We start from the raw sequence: 16,815 nt of genomic DNA on the forward strand, positions 1-16,815 counted from the left end.
CAAGTCGTAACACCTTGTTTTTATTTGTTACGAATAACGCGTTGCACATCTACCATAACTTTAATTTTACGAATGATATCAGCAAGGTGAATACGATCACGGCAAGTGATTTCCATATCAATAATATAAAGTCCAGCTTCTTTTTCGCCAGAATTTAGGCTATGAACATTCGAGCCACATTTAGCAACAACATTGGTTAATAATGCTAAAGCACCTTGGTGATTGACAATTTCTACCCGCAGCTTTGCAATAAACTCTTTATTGATATCGCTATCCCACTTCACAGGAAATAGCGCGCCTTGTTCATGACCTTTAATATTGCGACAGCCTTGCTGGTGAACCATTAATCCTTTACCTGGGCTTAAGTAAGCTAAAATAACATCACCTGGGATAGGACGACAGCATTTACCGTAATTAACCAACATGCCCTCAGTACCTTTAATGGGCATTTTGGCTTTATTAATAGTGTTAACTAACTCATTGTTCTCGGTAAATTCATCGGTGAGTCGCCTAGCGATACCAATACTTAAAGCATTACCTAAACCTATGTTGGTTAGTAGATCATCAAAGGTTTTATTGCCACTTTGTTTAACGACTTCAGCAATTTTTTCTTCACTAATATCTTCGAGTTTAATTTTACCCAAAGCATGACTTAGTAACCGTTGACCCAGTGCTTTAGATTCAGTTTTTTCTCGGCTACGTAAATAGGTTCGTATTTGTAACCTTGCTTTGGCTGTTACCACAAAATTCAACCAGGTGGCATTGGGTCTAGCCGCCGCTGACGTGACGACTTCAATGGTTTGCCCTGATTGTAAAGGTTGGCTCATAGGATAAGGCTTACGCTCTACTTTAACCCCAACACATGAATTACCTACATCGGTATGAACCGCGTAAGCAAAATCTACAGCCGTTGCGCCCATAGGTAATTCGATAATGCGACCTTCGGGAGTAAACACATAAATTTCTTCAGGGAAGAGATCAGACTTAACATTTTCAATAAACTCAAATGAACTACCAGCACTTTGTTGTAGTTCTAGCAAACTTTGCATCCAACGGCGCGCTTTCATTTGTGCTGTAGTATCGGAATTTCCGCCACCTTCTTTATATAACCAATGCGCGGCAACACCTTTGTCTGCCATTTGATCCATATCTTGGGTGCGAATTTGAATTTCAACGGGAATACCGTGTGGGCCAATTAGCGATGTATGAAGCGATCGGTAACCATTGGTTTTCGGAATGGCAATATAGTCTTTAAAGCGGCTTTCAATGGGTTTATATAAATTGTGCATCGCGCCTAACGCACGATAGCAGTCATCAATTTTATCATCAACAATCACTCGAAACGCGTAAATATCCATCACTTCATTGAACATTAACTCTTTATTAAGCATTTTACGATAAATAGAATAAAGGTGCTTTTCTCGACCGACAACTTGCGCGGTTATATTACTTTCTTTTAAGCGGGCGATGATTTCGGCTTGAATATTGTCAATAATTGCTTTTCGATTACCACGAGCGCTGATAACGGCTGATTTAAGTGCACGAGAACGCATAGGGTAGAGCGCTTGAAAGCCTAATAACTCTAATTCATTTTTAATATCATGAATACCAAGGCGGTTGGCGATTGGTGCATAAATTTCCAAGGTTTCACGGGCAATGCGGCGGCGTTTATCGGGTCTTAAGGAGCCTAGTGTACGCATGTTATGTGTACGGTCTGCAAGCTTAATTAAGATAACACGGATGTCTTGCACCATGGCTAACACCATTTTACGGAAGTTTTCCGCTTGCATTTCTTCTTTATTATCAAACTTTAATTTATCAAGCTTACTTACCCCTTCAACTAGCTCTGCAACCGTGTTGCCAAAGAGTTCGGCTAAATCATCTTTGGTGACATCGGTATCTTCAATAACATCATGTAGTAATGCTGCCATTAAGGTTTCGTGATCTAGATGCATTTTCGCTAAATTCAGCGCAACCGCAACTGGGTGAGTAATATAGGGATCACCACTAGAGCGCATTTGACCATCATGTGCTTCTCTTGCTACCACATAGGCATGTTTAAGCAAATCGACTTGAACTTTAGATAAGTAAGTAGCGCTTAATTCTTTTAATGGTTCAAATAGGTACACCAATCACTCCATACAGATGATAAACAGGGCAGGTAAAAGCTAATAGCTATAGAATACGTGGCTTTGAGTTAAATTAAAAGACATAAAAAAACGCGCAACTTAATTTCTATAAAAATAGAGAAAAGTTACGCGTTTATTGGTTAATAATAAGGCGAAAGGTCGCGTTAATTAACCCAATTCTTGTGTTTGACCACCAACAATCGCGGCAACGGCGTCTAATTCCGCTGTATCTTGTTGGATTTGTGTTTGTCGATCTGAAGAATCCATCACAGCAGTATCAATTAAATCAGCCTCAATTTCACGCAAAGCTAATACGGTTGGTTTGTCATTTTCGATTTCAACTAGAGGATCTTTACCGCCCGTTGCAATTTGACGAGCACGACGTGATGCAACTAGCACCAAATCAAAACGATTACCGATTTTTTCTACGGCATCTTCAACAGTTACGCGAGCCATTTGGGCACTCCAACGTTAATTTATAAAATAGCGCTATATTTTACTGAGTGTCAGACTATATAGCAAGTAAAAGCCTGATTCGGTGATGAAACTTTTTAAAGGAGGGAAACATCTATTCTATATTCTGGATCTGCTCACGCAGTAGAAAAATATAAACCATTAGTTTAGCTTATTAAGTTTTGCAGAGTCGGGGCGATTTAGCTTTATGTCACCACTTTGTTTAAGTATGTACGCTTAGCTTGTTTGTTTGCTTGCGCTTTCTCCAGTTTTGGGGATTAACCCCAAACGGCTTGTTGCAACAAAAGGTATGCGCGAAAAGTTCAATTGCCGCCACTGTTATCACAAACATTTCAATTCACCATTCACTATTTAGCACGACCAAGGTGCGTTACTTAGCCACTAGCTCATTAAGAAGCACACTATGTTGGCTCACTTGTTGGCTGCGTTTTAACCGTTGATTTTTTACTATAATGGTAAGGTCAATTAATGCTTGGTCAAAATCGTCATTGATGACAATGTAATCAAATTCCTGAAAGTGAGAGCATTCTTGTTGGGCTTGTGCCATACGTTCAGCGATAACGTCTTCACTGTCTTGACCACGACCACGTAAGCGGTTTTCAAGTTCTTCACGAGAAGGCGGGCTGATAAATATGGTGGTAACTGAGGGTTTTTTCATCCGCACTTGCTGCGCACCTTGCCAATCAATATCAAGAAATACATCAATGCCTTGGGCTAGTTGTTCGTCAATTGCAGCTTCTGAGGTGCCATAATAATTACCAAACACTTCAGCATATTCATAAAAAGCGTTCTTTTTGATTTGCTGCTTAAAACTGTCAACAGAAACAAAGTGATAATGTTCGCCGTTATTTTCACCGGGACGAGGATCACGCGTGGTATGAGAAACAGAAACTTGCATAGGTCTTTGAGGTTCTTGCTGACCTTGTTCTAATAAAGCTTTGATTAAGCTGGATTTACCTGCACCACTAGGTGCAGAAAGAATAAATAAGTTTCCAGGAGCTGTCACAGTGTTTTCCTTTGGTTTCAGTAAAATAAACAGTAAGACGAAAAAAGGCTAGGCAGTATTTTACGCTATTAGAATAAAAAAAGCCTAGCCTTGAACAAAATATCTGGAATTTTTACAGCACTTTAGCAATAGACTGTGCTAAGTAGTCAACATTACTGTTGGCAATGCCAGCAATACTCATGCGGCTAGAGCCCACCATGTAAATGCTGTATTCATCTTGTAATTGTTGCACTTGCTCAGGGGTTATACCTAGGAAAGAGAACATACCGGCCTGTTTGGTGATAAAGCTAAAGTCACGGGTTACGCCGTTTTCTATTAATTTATCGACAATAAGTTGGCGATTGCCATTTATGCGATCACGCATTTGTGCTAATTCAACATACCATTCATTACGTAACTCGTCAGACGTTAAAATGGTTTCAACCAATGCAGCGCCATGGGCGGGAGGCATAGAATAAATAACTCGCACCACGGCCAATACTACAGAATAAGCAATATCTGCTTGTAAACTTGTTGCGCCAATAACGGTACAAGCACCAATACGCTCACGATATAAACCAAAGTTTTTAGAGCATGAACTACAAACTACCGTTTCATCGACAGATTCCGCCATTAAACGTAAGCCGTAAGCATCTTCATTTAAACCTTGGCCAAAGCCTTGATATGCCATGTCAATTACAGGTAAAAATCCTACTGATTGTGCAAGTTCTGCCACTTGTTGCCATTGCTCGTTATTTAAATCCATACCGCTTGGGTTATGGCAACAGGCGTGAAATAGCACGGCATCGTCGGCAGACACTTGTTTAAGCGCGGCTAGCATGCCGTCAAAGTCCAAGGTTTTATTTTCATAATCATAGTAAGGGTAGGTTTTCACCGTTAACCCTGCGGCTTCAAATAAACCCGTATGGTTAGCCCATGTTGGATTGCTCACCCAAATAGTAGCGCCTGCTTTACATGATTTAATAAATTCTGCAGCAACGCGTAAAGCTCCAGTACCGCCGGGAGTAGAAACCGTGCGCGCACGATTTTCATTTAAAACTTTATGATTTTCACCAAAAATGAGTTTACTCATTTCGGTGTTAAAAAGTGTAGAACCAGTAGGCCCTAAATAAACCTTACTGGTTTCAGTGTCAGTTCGGTGCTGCTCTGCTTTTTTTACACAATTAAGCACGGTAGTTTCGCCTCCTTCATTTTTATAAACACCCACACCCAAATCAATTTTTTTAGGGTTAGTATCTTGGTTGTATTTAGCTAATAATCCTAAGATAGGATCGGCAGGCGACGCTTTTAAACTAGCAAACATGACTGAAATTTACCTTATTATGGTTGGGCTTGATGTGGTTTAATCAAACACCTGAAAATGAACAAGCAGCATAGCTTAAAATAACGACAAAAATAAGGTTTATTGCCCAAGTATTTTTCTAAAATGACATAGCAGGCAAAATAGTGTTTTTATAAGATGAAAACTAGCTATTGAACTTTACCCTGACTCCTCTGCTTGGAGGTTGAATTATTCACAAATTTAAAGGTTGTTCATTGTGTTAAGCCAATATTTTACCTTGCTTTTATTGTGCATCTGGAGATAATACGTCCTTTTTTAAAGGAGTAAAATTATGTTTTCTAATCTTGCTGGTAAAATTACTTTGTTGGTGACACTTATACTTTTAGTGTCTGGTTGTGCAACTCAAACTCAACGTAAAGTAGAAATAGTCCCCGTTGAAACCAATAAAACTGTTTATAGTGGCCCTAAATCAACCTTGGTATTGGGCGAATTTAATAATCGTTCTAATTATATGCAAGGATTGTTTTCGTCGAACATTGATAAATTAGGTAATCAAGGTAAAACCATTCTAAAAACGCATTTACAACAAACGAATCGTTTTAAAGTGGTTGATCGTGACAATTTAGCTAATTTACAAAAAGAAGCTGAACTTTTAGGTGTTAAACAAAATATCAAAGGCGCTCGTTATGTGGTGAGTGGCGGCGTAACTGAGTTTGGCCGAAAAGTAGTTGGCGATAAGCAATTATTTGGCATTTTAGGCGCGGGCAAATCCCAAATAGCTTATGCCAAAGTATCATTAAATATTATTGACGTTTTAAGCTCTGAAGTGATTTATTCAACACAAGGTGCGGGTGAGTTTGCTTTAAATGAAAGACAAGTAGTTGGCTTTGGCTCGAAAGCGGGTTACGACTCAACCTTAAATGGTAAAGTGTTAGATTTTGCTATTAAAGAATGTATTAATAATATGACCACTGACTTAGAAAGTGGCGTTTTAAAATTTGATTTGTAAGGGCGAAACAAACGACATGAAAAACTTTTTAACTACGGCCTGTCTCGGCATGAGTGTATTGGCGCTTTCAGGCTGTGCTACCAATAAAACCCAATACTATTGGGGCGAATATGAGAGCCTAGTTTACCAAACGCATATTAATCCTGAAGAGGCGTTGCCTATTGTTCAAATAGAAAAACTGCAAGCAGATATTCAAAAAGCTAAATCTGCTAACCAGTCTATTCCTCCAGGGTTATATGCACATTTAGGCTTAATGTATGCTGCTAATGGCGATAAATCGTTAGCTTTAGATTCACTAAATAAAGAAAAAGAATTGTTTCCTGAATCAACACATTTTATTGATGGTTTAATTAATCGTTCAATTAATAATAAGTAAAGGATTGAAACATGTTGAAAAGTCTTTTTCAGATTGCATTTTTGTTAATGTTTGTCAGCGGTTGTGCAACAACTGTAGAGCCTTATGATTACACGGCACTAAAAGAGAGTGCGCCAAGATCTATTTTGGTTATTCCGCCAATGAATAACTCGGTTGAAGTAACAGCGCCATACTCTTTTTTATCAACCATAACAGCGCCTTTAGCTGAAAGCGGTTATTATGTATATCCGGTATCAGTAATCGATTCGTTTTTAAAAGAAAACGGTTTACCAACACCCGCTGAAATGAATTCAGTGCCATTAGAAAAAATAGATGAAATTATTGGTGCTGATGCTGTGTTGTACGTTTCAATTGATGATTGGGGACAAAAGTATAATGTATTATCTTCAGTTACGGTTGTTAAGGGACATTTAAAGTTAGTGTCAGTTAAAACGGGGGGATTACTGTGGGATGCACCAATTTTTGCACAATATAACCCTAATGCTAATAGTGGTGGTGGTTTAGTTGGCGCTTTGGTGGGAGCCGTTGTTTCACAGATAGCGGGAGAAATCACAGATAACACACCACTAGTGTCAAGAATGGCAAATAATAACGCCATTAACGCAAAAAAACGTGGGTTGTTATACGGGCCATATAAAGTGATTAAAGAAAAACAATAATAACGTCTTAATCTCTGTATGATTTAAGCCTAATTGGTGCCGCCAGTTAGGCTTTTTATTTTAGGTAACTGCAAAAGTGAAATGATTATATTTGAAGATTAAAATTGACCTGTTAACGCAGCAACCAAACCAATAGCTCCACCAAAAATAACGCTCTAATCCATTGTTCAATGAGTGCGTTAAAAGTAATGATATAATGTAAGTTTGGCTTGAGTGTCGTTGGTAATCCATGACTTATAATTAATATTGCTTCGCAATGACCAGTTAGTTTTGAATGACCAATTCCAAGAGAGAGCTACTTGGCTATGGTAGGTGTTTTTTGTATCAATTAACTTTAAAATACTACCCGTTAACGCGAGTTTGTTATGGGGGGTTATTTGCCAAATTGTTCCTAGCTCAGTCCCGATACCTATTTCTAATTTATCAGTAATGTCGCCATAATTTAATTCAATCGTTCCCAATACAAAACTATGTATACTGTTTGGGTTGCCAAAGGATTTACCATACCCTCCCTGAGTAAAATAACGGCCTGTTTTTTTATCAATATCAGGCTGGCGATCGTACCCTAATCTAATATTCCAAGACCAACTGTTAAAAATCTCATTATCTGGAGCAAGTGACATAGCGTCAATAAGGTAGAAATGATCCAGTCGGCTGTTGTTATTTTTACTAAAGCTACCTTCTATATCAAAAAAGCTAATTTTAGCTCCTGGAATGTAACCGATAGAATGATCTAGCAAGTCATGATAGGCCAAACGATATGATAATTTTATTTCATTATCGTAATTGTTATTGTTGGCAAAAGTAAGCCCCATTCTTGATGAGCTATGCCCTTGCTCGGGTGATGCAATGGGTTTTAAGGGCTCTGTAAATGGAGAGGTTGTATCGAGTTTACTGCGTTGGTAAAGTAAGTTTTTTAAGCGAGGAGCGATACTATCGCGATTGAGTTTTTGATCGTTAAAATTAAAGTTTAGCCACTCATACGCCATTTCTAAAATAGCGGCTTGCCGGTTAGTACTGTATCTAGAGCGGTCGAAATCACCATCATTGATTAAGTCACGGGCAGATTGCAATTCTTGAGATGATAATTGTGTTGAGTAATGAAAAAGGCGTGTACCAAATGCTGGGCGGTAATTGGGTTGTTGCAATAAGAGGTTGTTTTTAAGAGCAAGAACGGTATCAGATGGAATCGCTTGAAAATCAAATGAAGAGGTTAGGTCAAGGTTTTCGTTAGCTAGCTGCAATAAACTCAGTAACTGATAAGAACAATTCTCATCGATAAAGTAATAGTCAAAAGTGGCGTTCTGTAATTCCCATAAATGAAGTAATATACGACGAATCTCTTGTTCAGAGAAGTTAAGTTTATATTCCCAAATGTCTCTCGATTCTATATCGTTATATTCACGTACTTTACGGTAATAAGGCATAACAGTGAAATTGCCGGGATACATACCTACAAGCCCTTTGAAAGCATAAGCGGCGGCATTATCTGTTGCATTGGGCTGTGCGGCGAAGTTGACGGCAAAAGCCACTAACTCTCTGTTTCTGTTTTGATCTTTGGCATCAATACGTAAGAGCGTATGGCCAAACATTGATGAAGGGTTATTCATAAAGGCTGTCGGAAAAACTAATGTGATTCCTGCAGGATTAACTGTTTTTTCCCACTGATTTAGTTTTATACAATTAAGTTCAGGCCAACTATTATCAATTTTGCTTTTTAGCCAAGTGTAGCGAGCGGGAAATTGGCATCGAACTTTATTGGTTTGTACAGGAGTGAGTTCTTTACCGTTGAAAGCATCAATAGTTGCAGTTAATTCAGCCAGGGGATCTGTTTTACCTGATGAAGCCAAAAAAAATTGTGCACTGTCAACTTCACTTTTCCATTCGGTTAGAATCGCCGCACGATAGTGCCCAAGCTGAAGCCAATATGGTTGAACAGCAAGTTTTTTTTCAGCACTGGCCAATAAGGGGAACGATAATATCGCAAGAACAAAAAGTAAAGCTTGGCTTAATAGTTTCATGGTGAACTTATAAATATAAAAAGCCCCTACAAAGGGGCTTTAAAGTTGCTTAATAAATTAGCGAGTACAGCGAATTAAGAAAGTGTGTAGCTTGAAAGTGCTGAGTTATTTGCAACTAAACGGTTTAAGTTTTCCAAAACAGTTTGTGAAGTTACGTTTTCAGATGTGAAAACTGCAGAAAAATTGGTTTTAGCTAAAGTAGAAAAAGTTGCTTTATCTTGTTCTGAAAAGCCCCATAATTCTGTAAGCGTTGCCAATGCTTCGCCTTCACCTTTTGAAATATCACGCGCGATTTGATCAACGTTATTGTCAATAAAAAGTGAAAGTTTAGCTGTTGAAGTAACAGGACCTGTACCATCACAACCTAAAGTACCGAAAGTAATACCAAAAGTTTGATTACCTGAAGTGCCGTTAGTGGTTGCGCCTAAAACTTTAACAACTTTACCTTCTTGTCCAGCGAATACCATTGAACCTAGACCACAACCAATATCTTGGTCAGCCATTGCTTGAGTAAGAGGTAAAATTGAAAGTGCTGCGATAGCGATAATTTTTTTCATGTTTATAAATCCTTTATGTTGTTGGTTAGCCTTTAGAAAAAAAGGCAATGGAATTTACCATACTTCACCAGTGCTTAACAATATAATCAGTACTCTAACCTGACTATTTTTTGCCTAGTTTAGGCATATTTGCTGAGTTTTATCATTCATTGCTGAAGTTAGGGCTAAATGCGGTTAAAAACTGCTGGTCACTGCTGCAATTAGCCCAATAATGCCACCAAAAACACCACCCCAAACAACAAGCCAGCCAAGGTGTTTTTTTATCATAGCTTGTATAATTTCTTTGACTAATTGTGGGGTTAACTCATTTAAGCGTTTTTCTATAATATCGCTAACCTTGTCTTGCATGTTGGCTATCATATCTGGCTGCTCTAATTCTTCACGGAGTAATTTGTTGAATTGGTCACTTTGACTGATTTCTTTTATTGAGGCTTTCATTTTCTCAATGAAGGGTTCTTTCATTGGTTGTATGGCTTCACTACCACCTACCATGGCTAGCATAGGGCCGAATGAAGAGCCCTCAATAACAGTGACTAAGTTATTGAAAGCAGGTGTTAAGTCAACTTTCTCAATAACAGGCGTTAAGTCAATACTACTGGCGGCACCTGAACCAGTAGATAAAAAACGGTCGATGTTTTCTTTAGTGAAAAACTGCTCCATCATTAATTGGCGGATAGCGAGTTTAAACTCTTCAAAGCGTGCGGGAATGACGCCAGAGCCATAAAGTAGCGGCACCTTTTCAAACAACATATGTATTGCCAGCCAGTTAGTGATAGCGCCAGATAAGGCGAATAAACCAACGGTATATAAAATATTATGACCTAAGTAAAACCCTGATAGCGTTGCAACGAGGGCAATAAAATTGGTGATGATACTTTTGTTCATTAAAGGCTCCGTGAGCAGGTATATTAGTTAACGGTTCGATAGGCGCTATGATAACATTCAAATCATCATGCTAGAATAAAATAGCTTAGGAAAATGAGCACAATAGTTAAAAAATAGTCGTTTTATCTTGCTAGAATTTATGATTCACAAGCTTATTTTTAAGTGCTAGTATATTGGCCACTTAACTGAAGCTTGGCTTGTAGTCTAAGTGTGTAGCTTCAATCGGATTGATCTTTTTTAATGGAATGAACTATGCCAAACAACATAGCGTTATGTTACAGCAGTAACAATACCTACCCGGTAGATCGTAACAACCCAAAAGCTTTTGCAGATTTCAAACGAGATAACCCTAATATTTCGGATACTTTTATCTCGGCTGGCACACCTTTTATTTTGCGTAATGGCAGCAGTAATGGTAAAGATTGGCGACAATCCAGACCTGATTTAATTTGCCCGCTTAATCACATGAAATCTTTACCTCCGCAAGCAAAACGAAAAATAGCCTTGATGGATTCAATCCTTGGTGGTGAATACCTTCAAGCACTGGCTGATTTTTTTCAAACAGAAATGTTAGGGGCAGTAGGTGCTGCGTCAACAGCCTTAGAAAGTCGGCTAAGTAACTTTGCAAAAGCCGCTAAAGAATTGCAAGAAGCATTAGAAGATGTAAGAAAAGTTGCAAAAGCTAAGCTGCCAAAAGCAAAAATGATGAAACTCGAACAACGCGTGCACGCACTTTCTAAAGATTTTAATCGTAAATTTCAAACAGAAATTAATAAATTTGTAGGTCGGGTAAAAAGCAATAAAGGCACAGTTTACAGTGATAGTGAACGAGGGGTTAATAAAGCAAAAAGCGGCAAGGGCGTAAAACCGATCCAGTTTACCTCAACCAAGGCGTTTAATAATTTACGTGCATTTGAAAAGAGTGCGAATGTTGTTGGTAAAAGCTTGATTGTGCTTGATGCAGGGTTACGAGCAAATAAAGTGCATGATGATTACTTGGCTGGGCGTAATTGGCAAAAGCGTGCCGCGGTTGAAGCTGCTGGCTTTGGGTTTGGTACTGCGGGAGGTATTGTTGCAGGTCAAACCATTGTTTCAACTGCTACGGGTCTAGGTATTGCGATGTTGGCCACCCCTGTCGGTTGGGTATTTATTATTGGTGCAGCCGTAACAGTTGGCATAATGGCGGCTAAGATCGGTGATGGGATTGGAAAATTCGGAGCTAATCAAGCCTACGATTTAGGTAATTGGTTGAGCAGCTTGCCAGAGGATTGAAAACTATGTCAGAACTATCGCCTGAAAATTGGATGGCTATCGTGAGTTTTTTTGTCTTTTTTATGTGGGGCATTGCCACCTTTTTATTTGGGCGTATTAGCGTTAAACATATTAATTGTGAAATGGCAAAAGAAGGGTTAGAACCGCCTGTTTGGGATAAGGGAATAGGTTCTATTATCGTTACTTATTCCTTAATTATGGTGTTCCCAAAGTTAAATCCAATAATTGTTGATTTTGCAGCGGTGAGACGATACACCCGAAAAAAAGATAAAAAACTTGCATGGTTCTATTTCATTACTATGATTAGTTTTTTTATTATTTTGATTGTGTTTTATTTCTTTTTCGCCCCTGACGATATACTAAGCTAATCAATAGCTTAGTTTTCAACATTCATTGTTTCGGGAATAGATGTCACTTTGTTAATCACATTGGTTGGTTTGGTGATTATTATTGGTGCTGCTGTAACGGTTGGGGTTTTGGCAGCTAAGAGTGGAGATATTGCAGGAAAATGGGCAGCTAATAAAGCTTTTAATTTCGGAGACTGGCTAAACAGTCTATAGCAGGGAACTTATGTCAGAACTATCAACTGAAAGTTGGATGGCTGTCTTGTTTTTTATTACCCTTTGTATGTGGGGCATTGCGGTATTATTGTTTGGCCGCATTAGTGTTAGGCATATTGAACGAGAAATGGCGAAAGAAGGTATATTACCGCCTGAGTGGGATAAAGGGATAGGTGCTAGGTATCCTGCTTATGCGAGTATTATTATGCGCCCCAATGTTAAAAGGCACGCATCTACGGTTGATATAGAGGCTACTAAACGCTTTAGTCGAAAAATCGATTGGTATCTGGCTGTATTCGTACAAATTTCTAGTGCTATTATTTTTATTGTTGGGGGTATTGTTTATTTTCCTTATGCCTCAGATAGTTAGAGTCATAAAAAGCAAAAAGCAAAAAGCGGCAAGGGCGTAAAACCGATCCAGTTTACCTCAACCAAGGCGTTTAATAATTTACGTGCGTTTGAAAAGAGTGCGAATGTTGTTGGTAAAAGCTTGATTGTTCTTGATGCAGGGTTACGAGCAAATAAAGTGCATGATGATTACTTGGCAGGACGTAATTGGCAGAAACGTGCCGCGGTTGAAGCCACAGGCTTTGGTTTTGGTACTGTGGGAGGTTTAGCTGTGGGGGCTGCCGCAGTGAAAGGTGGAACTGCATTAGGGATTGCTATGTTGGCAACACCTGTTGGCTGGGTGATTATTATTGGTGCTGCTGTAACGGTTGGGGTTTTGGCAGCTAAGGTCGGTGATGGGCTTGGACAAGGTGCTGCAGGGTGTTTGTATGAAAAAAGTTCAACTGTGAATTGGTTTTAACGTATATGGACGAGATTACTATTGAAGGGGGATTCTATTTAATTAGTGTTTTTGTCTTTTTCATGTGGGGCATTGCAACATATTTATTTGGTCGGATTAGCGTTAAGCATATTGAACGTGAAATGGCGAAAGAAGGGTTAGAGCCAGCTGTTTGGGATAAAGGTATAGGCGGAAGAATAATCATGTACTCTATGGTTATTGTAGCTAATAAGGCGGCCAAACATTCACCGATAGCTGATGAAGAAATTCTTCGCTACACCAGAAAAAAGGATAAACAACTCGCGTGGTTCTATTTCCTTACCATGGTTAGTTTTTTTATTATTTTGATTGTGTTTTATTTCTTTTTCGCCCCTGACGATATACTAAGCTAATTGATAACTTAGTTTTTAACACTTGTTGGCAGGGTCACTATTATTGGTGCTGTTGTAACTGTTGGAGTTGTTGCAGCTAAATGTGAATTTATTGGTTCCTCTATCGTGGCGGGCATAGTAACGGCTAAGGTCGGCGATGGACTTGGGCAAGGTGCTGCAGCGTATTTGTCTAATAAAAGCTCGACTATGCATTGGTTTTAGCTAAAATAATGCTTACTAGCAATAAACGATATAATAATTATGAAGAATTCAATAACTACAAAGTTGCTTGTTTTAATTTCCTTTATGTTTATCAGTGCCTGTGGTGCGGATAATGTTTCTGAACGAGAGTGGCGCGCTTTAGATCTCAATAATACGGTTTTGCTAACCTTACCTCACGGTAAAGTAGTGATAGAGCTTGCTCCACAGTTTTCGCCTAAGCATGTTGAGCAATTTTCAGCACTGGTTAAAAAATCGTTTTATGATGGCGAAAAATTTTATCGTGTAATTGACGGTTTTGTTGCACAAGCAGGACCTAAAGACAACAGTACTAAAGATAAATCTGTACTGACATTGGCAATTGAGGGGCAGTTTGAAACGGATAAAAACTGGGTTTTTACCCCAGTACAAACCGACGACTTATTTGCCAAGAAAACAGGATTTAAGCAAGGCTTTGCTGTGGCTACAGATGACAATGACAGCGCGTGGTTAACCCATTGTCCAGGCACACTGGCAATGGCTAGAGGTAATGAAGCCAACTCTGCATCTAGTCACTTCTATTTTGTTATTGGGCAGGCACCGCGCTACTTAGATAAAATAATGACCATTTTTGGGCGAGTGGTGTATGGTATGGAACATATTCAGGCTATTCAACGCACGGCGGTTGTTGAAGGGGAGTATGCGGTTGATAGCCGAAAGCATACGCCAATAGTTAACATGAAATTAATGGCTGACGTACCGATAAATGAGCGAATTATTATTGAAGTTGAAAATACCGAATCAACTCAATTTACCGAGCGATTAGTAAAGCGTCGCGCTAGAAAAAATGAATTTTTCTACCAAAAGCCACCACCCGTGCTGGATGTGTGCCAAGTACCAATTAGAAGTCGTTTAGTTAAGTAGCAGGGCGGCCCTTGTGAGAAAAATTTGAAATTAAAGTGAGTAGAGGGGATCAATGTCGCATACTCCTTTGTTTGGAGCCCGATAATTGTATAATGAGCCCTCCAAGGCTGATTTGTGTAGGTGATTAATTTTCAAGGAGTATTCTCAATCTTGGGCTTTTATGCTGTTTATAGTTTCAATTAACCAAATATTAGCACTCGATTCTTCAATAATAGGGTGTTGCAGGTACTGCTCATCAAATGAGACTGAAAAAGCTGAAGGAGTGCCCTCAATACTAGGTAGTATTACTCTTTCAGTATTTGATGTGGTGTCTAGGGCTGAAATACCTTTATCACGATTAAAATAAATTGTGTTATTTCTCACCTGCCATTTATTCCATGAAGTAATCGGAAAATCTGCTAACACAACTTCTTCTTGGCCTGTATTTAAGTTTAAACGGTATAGCCCAGAGTAATTAAACTTAGTTAAGTATAAATACCCATCATTGATATTGCCTTGAGCACTATACCCTCCTTTTTGGGTTATCTGGGATAACACCCCACTACTTAAATCTAAACGCCAAATCTGCCAATCACCACTGATATCAGAGCTAAATATAATATTTTTACTATTTGAATAATGAACATAATGAATATCATTTCGGCCTGGTATTAAGGATTTCCATTGTTTGTCTTTTTCGTTGAACAACTGAAGTTGGCTATTAATACTGGCAACTAACAAGCGGTCATCAGGCGAAAAATGAAGGTTGGCTAAACTATTAATTTTACCTGCGAACTCTGCTTTGTAGGCCTGTCCTTGTAGTGGTTGCATCATAATGACAGACTCTCCTTCATTTGTGGAAAGGTAAGCGCGTTTATTAGAACTATTTGCAAATTGAGGTTGATAGTTAACAAAACTTGAATACGTAACGGCTTGTTTGCTTTGCAAAACATTCTCGCTACCTATAACGTATTGATATATATTTGCGTTTAAAATGAATTTATCAAATACCATCTTTCCTGTTAGAGGATTAGCAGACACGTAGCTGATACTGCTGTTAGTTAATAACGGTTGAACATTTTTACTGCTAACGTTGTAAGTTATTACGCCACTATGGTCAGAAAGTACAATCTCATCGTTATTAAGCCATGATATTGTTAAATTTACATCAAATTCATGTGAATGAGATTCTATTTCATTAGTGAATAAGTTAATGATTTTTAATAATGATGTATTATTATTCTTATACTCAAATACAGCTAAACGATCATTTGTGGGAGAAAGCGATAGCATATAGTCTCCACGAATATTTCCAGCTTGGTATGGAAACGTGACTTGTTGTATACGCTTTGTAGAGCGTTGGTAAGCATAAACAGAATAGGGCGAATTTACCGCCGATCTTGAATTGAAATAAAGCGTATTGCGCTCAAGACTATATGCCAACATAGTTTGTGCTCTGTCTGCGCAATCTAGTATTTTGGTAATTTTCTTGGTCGTTAAATTTATACTTACAATGTCGCATTTTCGTTGTTGTACATTATTAAAGCGAGATGAAATTATTTCATTATCTGCACCGAAAATGGCAAAAGTGTAATAGAAGTCATCATTGGTTATAGCTAAAGGTTCTTGGCCTTTACGCTTGTGCCATATTCTAGTATTACCGTTTGCTTTATCCTTGTGAACAAATAATAAGTCATTACCGTCACGAGATAGTACAGCCTTATATGCAGTGCCTTTAAGAGATGTTAGTGGGCGTTCAATTTTACTTGGGATGACCTTGATTGTTTGCTTAGGAAAAAATAGATAAAAAGTGATAACTATCAAGGCAAAGAAAACCAAAATAGTAAATACACCTGATAATTTCCAACCATTTGTCGAGTTGATTTCTAACGGTATATTGTTAGTGTTTGTATTATAATTTTCAACGTCTGCTTCAGTGTTTAGCGTACTAATAGGGGTTAGTCTATTTGTCGTATCATCTTCCTTGGTTGAAGATGATTGCGTGTTGGGAGAAACGTTAAATTGATAGCCTACTTTACTGATCGTTTTTATTATTTGAGGTTTGGATGGTTCATTTTCCAATAGCTTTCTTAACTCGCTCACTGCTCTATTAATAGCAGCATCGCCTACTATTCTTTGTTGCCAAACATATTGAATAAGCTCATCCCTCGATATTGGGATATTAGGGTGTTGACAAAAATAAACTAATAATTCAAAGATACGTGGCTCTATTTCTAACGCCAGCCCATTTTTTTCAACTAAAAATAAGGAATCATCAACCATGAATCCTTGAAAGTAAAACCGCATTATTACTTCTATACCCTTA

General features: G+C 38.4%; 18 protein-coding genes. 10 read left to right on the forward strand and 8 right to left on the reverse strand.

Annotation, left to right across the window (positions count from 1 at the left end; genetic code table 11):
* Positions 1-20: 20 nt before the first annotated feature.
* The 4 genes from spoT to ABXG98_RS04920 all read right to left on the reverse strand — a co-directional run bounded on the left by spoT (position 21) and on the right by ABXG98_RS04920 (position 4,912).
* Entirely contained in the window at positions 21-2,129 is a 2,109-nt protein-coding gene (gene spoT, locus ABXG98_RS04905; RefSeq protein ID WP_353537578.1) for a bifunctional GTP diphosphokinase/guanosine-3',5'-bis pyrophosphate 3'-pyrophosphohydrolase, read from the reverse strand.
* Between the two features lie 168 nt (positions 2,130-2,297).
* Positions 2,298-2,585, reverse strand: coding sequence for a DNA-directed RNA polymerase subunit omega (rpoZ, locus tag ABXG98_RS04910; protein ID WP_353537579.1), 288 nt, complete (start codon positions 2,583-2,585; stop codon positions 2,298-2,300).
* Positions 2,586-2,973: 388 nt separating this feature from the next.
* Positions 2,974-3,609, reverse strand: a complete 636-nt coding sequence (gmk, locus tag ABXG98_RS04915) for a guanylate kinase (protein ID WP_353537580.1) — start codon at positions 3,607-3,609, stop codon at positions 2,974-2,976.
* Positions 3,610-3,721: 112 nt separating this feature from the next.
* A complete protein-coding gene (locus ABXG98_RS04920) occupies positions 3,722-4,912 on the reverse strand; it encodes an amino acid aminotransferase (RefSeq protein ID WP_353537581.1) in 1,191 nt (396 codons plus the stop codon).
* Positions 4,913-5,222: 310 nt separating this feature from the next.
* On the opposite strand from ABXG98_RS04920, the gene ABXG98_RS04925 reads away from it, so the two are divergent.
* From ABXG98_RS04925 to ABXG98_RS04935, 3 genes are read left to right on the forward strand one after another with little or no spacing between them, the layout of a single operon-like run.
* Entirely contained in the window at positions 5,223-5,900 is a 678-nt protein-coding gene (locus ABXG98_RS04925; RefSeq protein ID WP_353537582.1) for a CsgG/HfaB family protein, read from the forward strand.
* A 16-nt stretch (positions 5,901-5,916) separates the two neighbouring features.
* On the forward strand, positions 5,917-6,276 hold the full coding sequence (locus ABXG98_RS04930; RefSeq protein ID WP_353537583.1) for a DUF4810 domain-containing protein: 360 nt from the start codon (positions 5,917-5,919) through the stop codon (positions 6,274-6,276).
* 11 nt (positions 6,277-6,287) lie between these two features.
* Positions 6,288-6,935 carry a DUF799 domain-containing protein gene (locus ABXG98_RS04935; protein ID WP_353537584.1) on the forward strand — a complete coding sequence of 216 codons (648 nt, stop codon included), beginning with the start codon at positions 6,288-6,290 and terminating at the stop codon, positions 6,933-6,935.
* A 179-nt stretch (positions 6,936-7,114) separates the two neighbouring features.
* Here ABXG98_RS04935 and ABXG98_RS04940 read toward each other — a convergent pair whose 3' ends face one another.
* The 3 genes from ABXG98_RS04940 to ABXG98_RS04950 form a co-directional block, all read right to left on the reverse strand.
* On the reverse strand, positions 7,115-8,956 hold the full coding sequence (locus ABXG98_RS04940) for an Lnb N-terminal periplasmic domain-containing protein (protein WP_353537585.1): 1,842 nt from the start codon (positions 8,954-8,956) through the stop codon (positions 7,115-7,117).
* A 74-nt stretch (positions 8,957-9,030) separates the two neighbouring features.
* Positions 9,031-9,513 (reverse strand): DUF3015 family protein, encoded by a 483-nt coding sequence (locus tag ABXG98_RS04945; protein ID WP_353537586.1) that lies wholly within the window; start codon positions 9,511-9,513, stop codon positions 9,031-9,033.
* Positions 9,514-9,687: 174 nt separating this feature from the next.
* Positions 9,688-10,398, reverse strand: coding sequence for a DUF445 family protein (locus tag ABXG98_RS04950; protein ID WP_353537587.1), 711 nt, complete (start codon positions 10,396-10,398; stop codon positions 9,688-9,690).
* Between the two features lie 252 nt (positions 10,399-10,650).
* On the opposite strand from ABXG98_RS04950, the gene ABXG98_RS04955 reads away from it, so the two are divergent.
* From ABXG98_RS04955 to ABXG98_RS04985, 7 genes are all read left to right on the forward strand, one after another.
* Positions 10,651-11,670: a hypothetical protein gene (locus tag ABXG98_RS04955; RefSeq protein ID WP_353537588.1), complete on the forward strand. Its 1,020-nt coding sequence runs from the start codon at positions 10,651-10,653 to the stop codon at positions 11,668-11,670.
* Between the two features lie 5 nt (positions 11,671-11,675).
* Positions 11,676-12,038: a hypothetical protein gene (locus tag ABXG98_RS04960; protein WP_353537589.1), complete on the forward strand. Its 363-nt coding sequence runs from the start codon at positions 11,676-11,678 to the stop codon at positions 12,036-12,038.
* Positions 12,039-12,086: 48 nt separating this feature from the next.
* The gene (locus ABXG98_RS04965) at positions 12,087-12,230 is read left to right on the forward strand and encodes a hypothetical protein (protein ID WP_353537590.1); all 144 of its coding nucleotides are present in this window, start codon (positions 12,087-12,089) and stop codon (positions 12,228-12,230) included.
* Positions 12,231-12,240: 10 nt separating this feature from the next.
* Entirely contained in the window at positions 12,241-12,600 is a 360-nt protein-coding gene (locus ABXG98_RS04970) for a hypothetical protein (protein ID WP_353537591.1), read from the forward strand.
* A gap of 120 nt (positions 12,601-12,720) precedes the next feature.
* On the forward strand, positions 12,721-13,038 hold the full coding sequence (locus ABXG98_RS04975; protein WP_353537592.1) for a hypothetical protein: 318 nt from the start codon (positions 12,721-12,723) through the stop codon (positions 13,036-13,038).
* 5 nt (positions 13,039-13,043) lie between these two features.
* Positions 13,044-13,409: a hypothetical protein gene (locus ABXG98_RS04980; RefSeq protein ID WP_353537593.1), complete on the forward strand. Its 366-nt coding sequence runs from the start codon at positions 13,044-13,046 to the stop codon at positions 13,407-13,409.
* Between the two features lie 240 nt (positions 13,410-13,649).
* Positions 13,650-14,510, forward strand: coding sequence for a peptidylprolyl isomerase (locus tag ABXG98_RS04985; RefSeq protein WP_353537594.1), 861 nt, complete (start codon positions 13,650-13,652; stop codon positions 14,508-14,510).
* Between the two features lie 144 nt (positions 14,511-14,654).
* On the opposite strand, the gene ABXG98_RS04990 is transcribed toward ABXG98_RS04985, so the two are convergent.
* Positions 14,655-16,796, reverse strand: coding sequence for a winged helix-turn-helix domain-containing protein (locus ABXG98_RS04990; RefSeq protein ID WP_353537595.1), 2,142 nt, complete (start codon positions 16,794-16,796; stop codon positions 14,655-14,657).
* Positions 16,797-16,815: the final 19 nt, after the last annotated feature.

The sequence above is a fragment of the Colwellia sp. KU-HH00111 genome (genome assembly GCF_040362745.1).
GTDB lineage: Bacteria > Pseudomonadota > Gammaproteobacteria > Enterobacterales > Alteromonadaceae > Colwellia.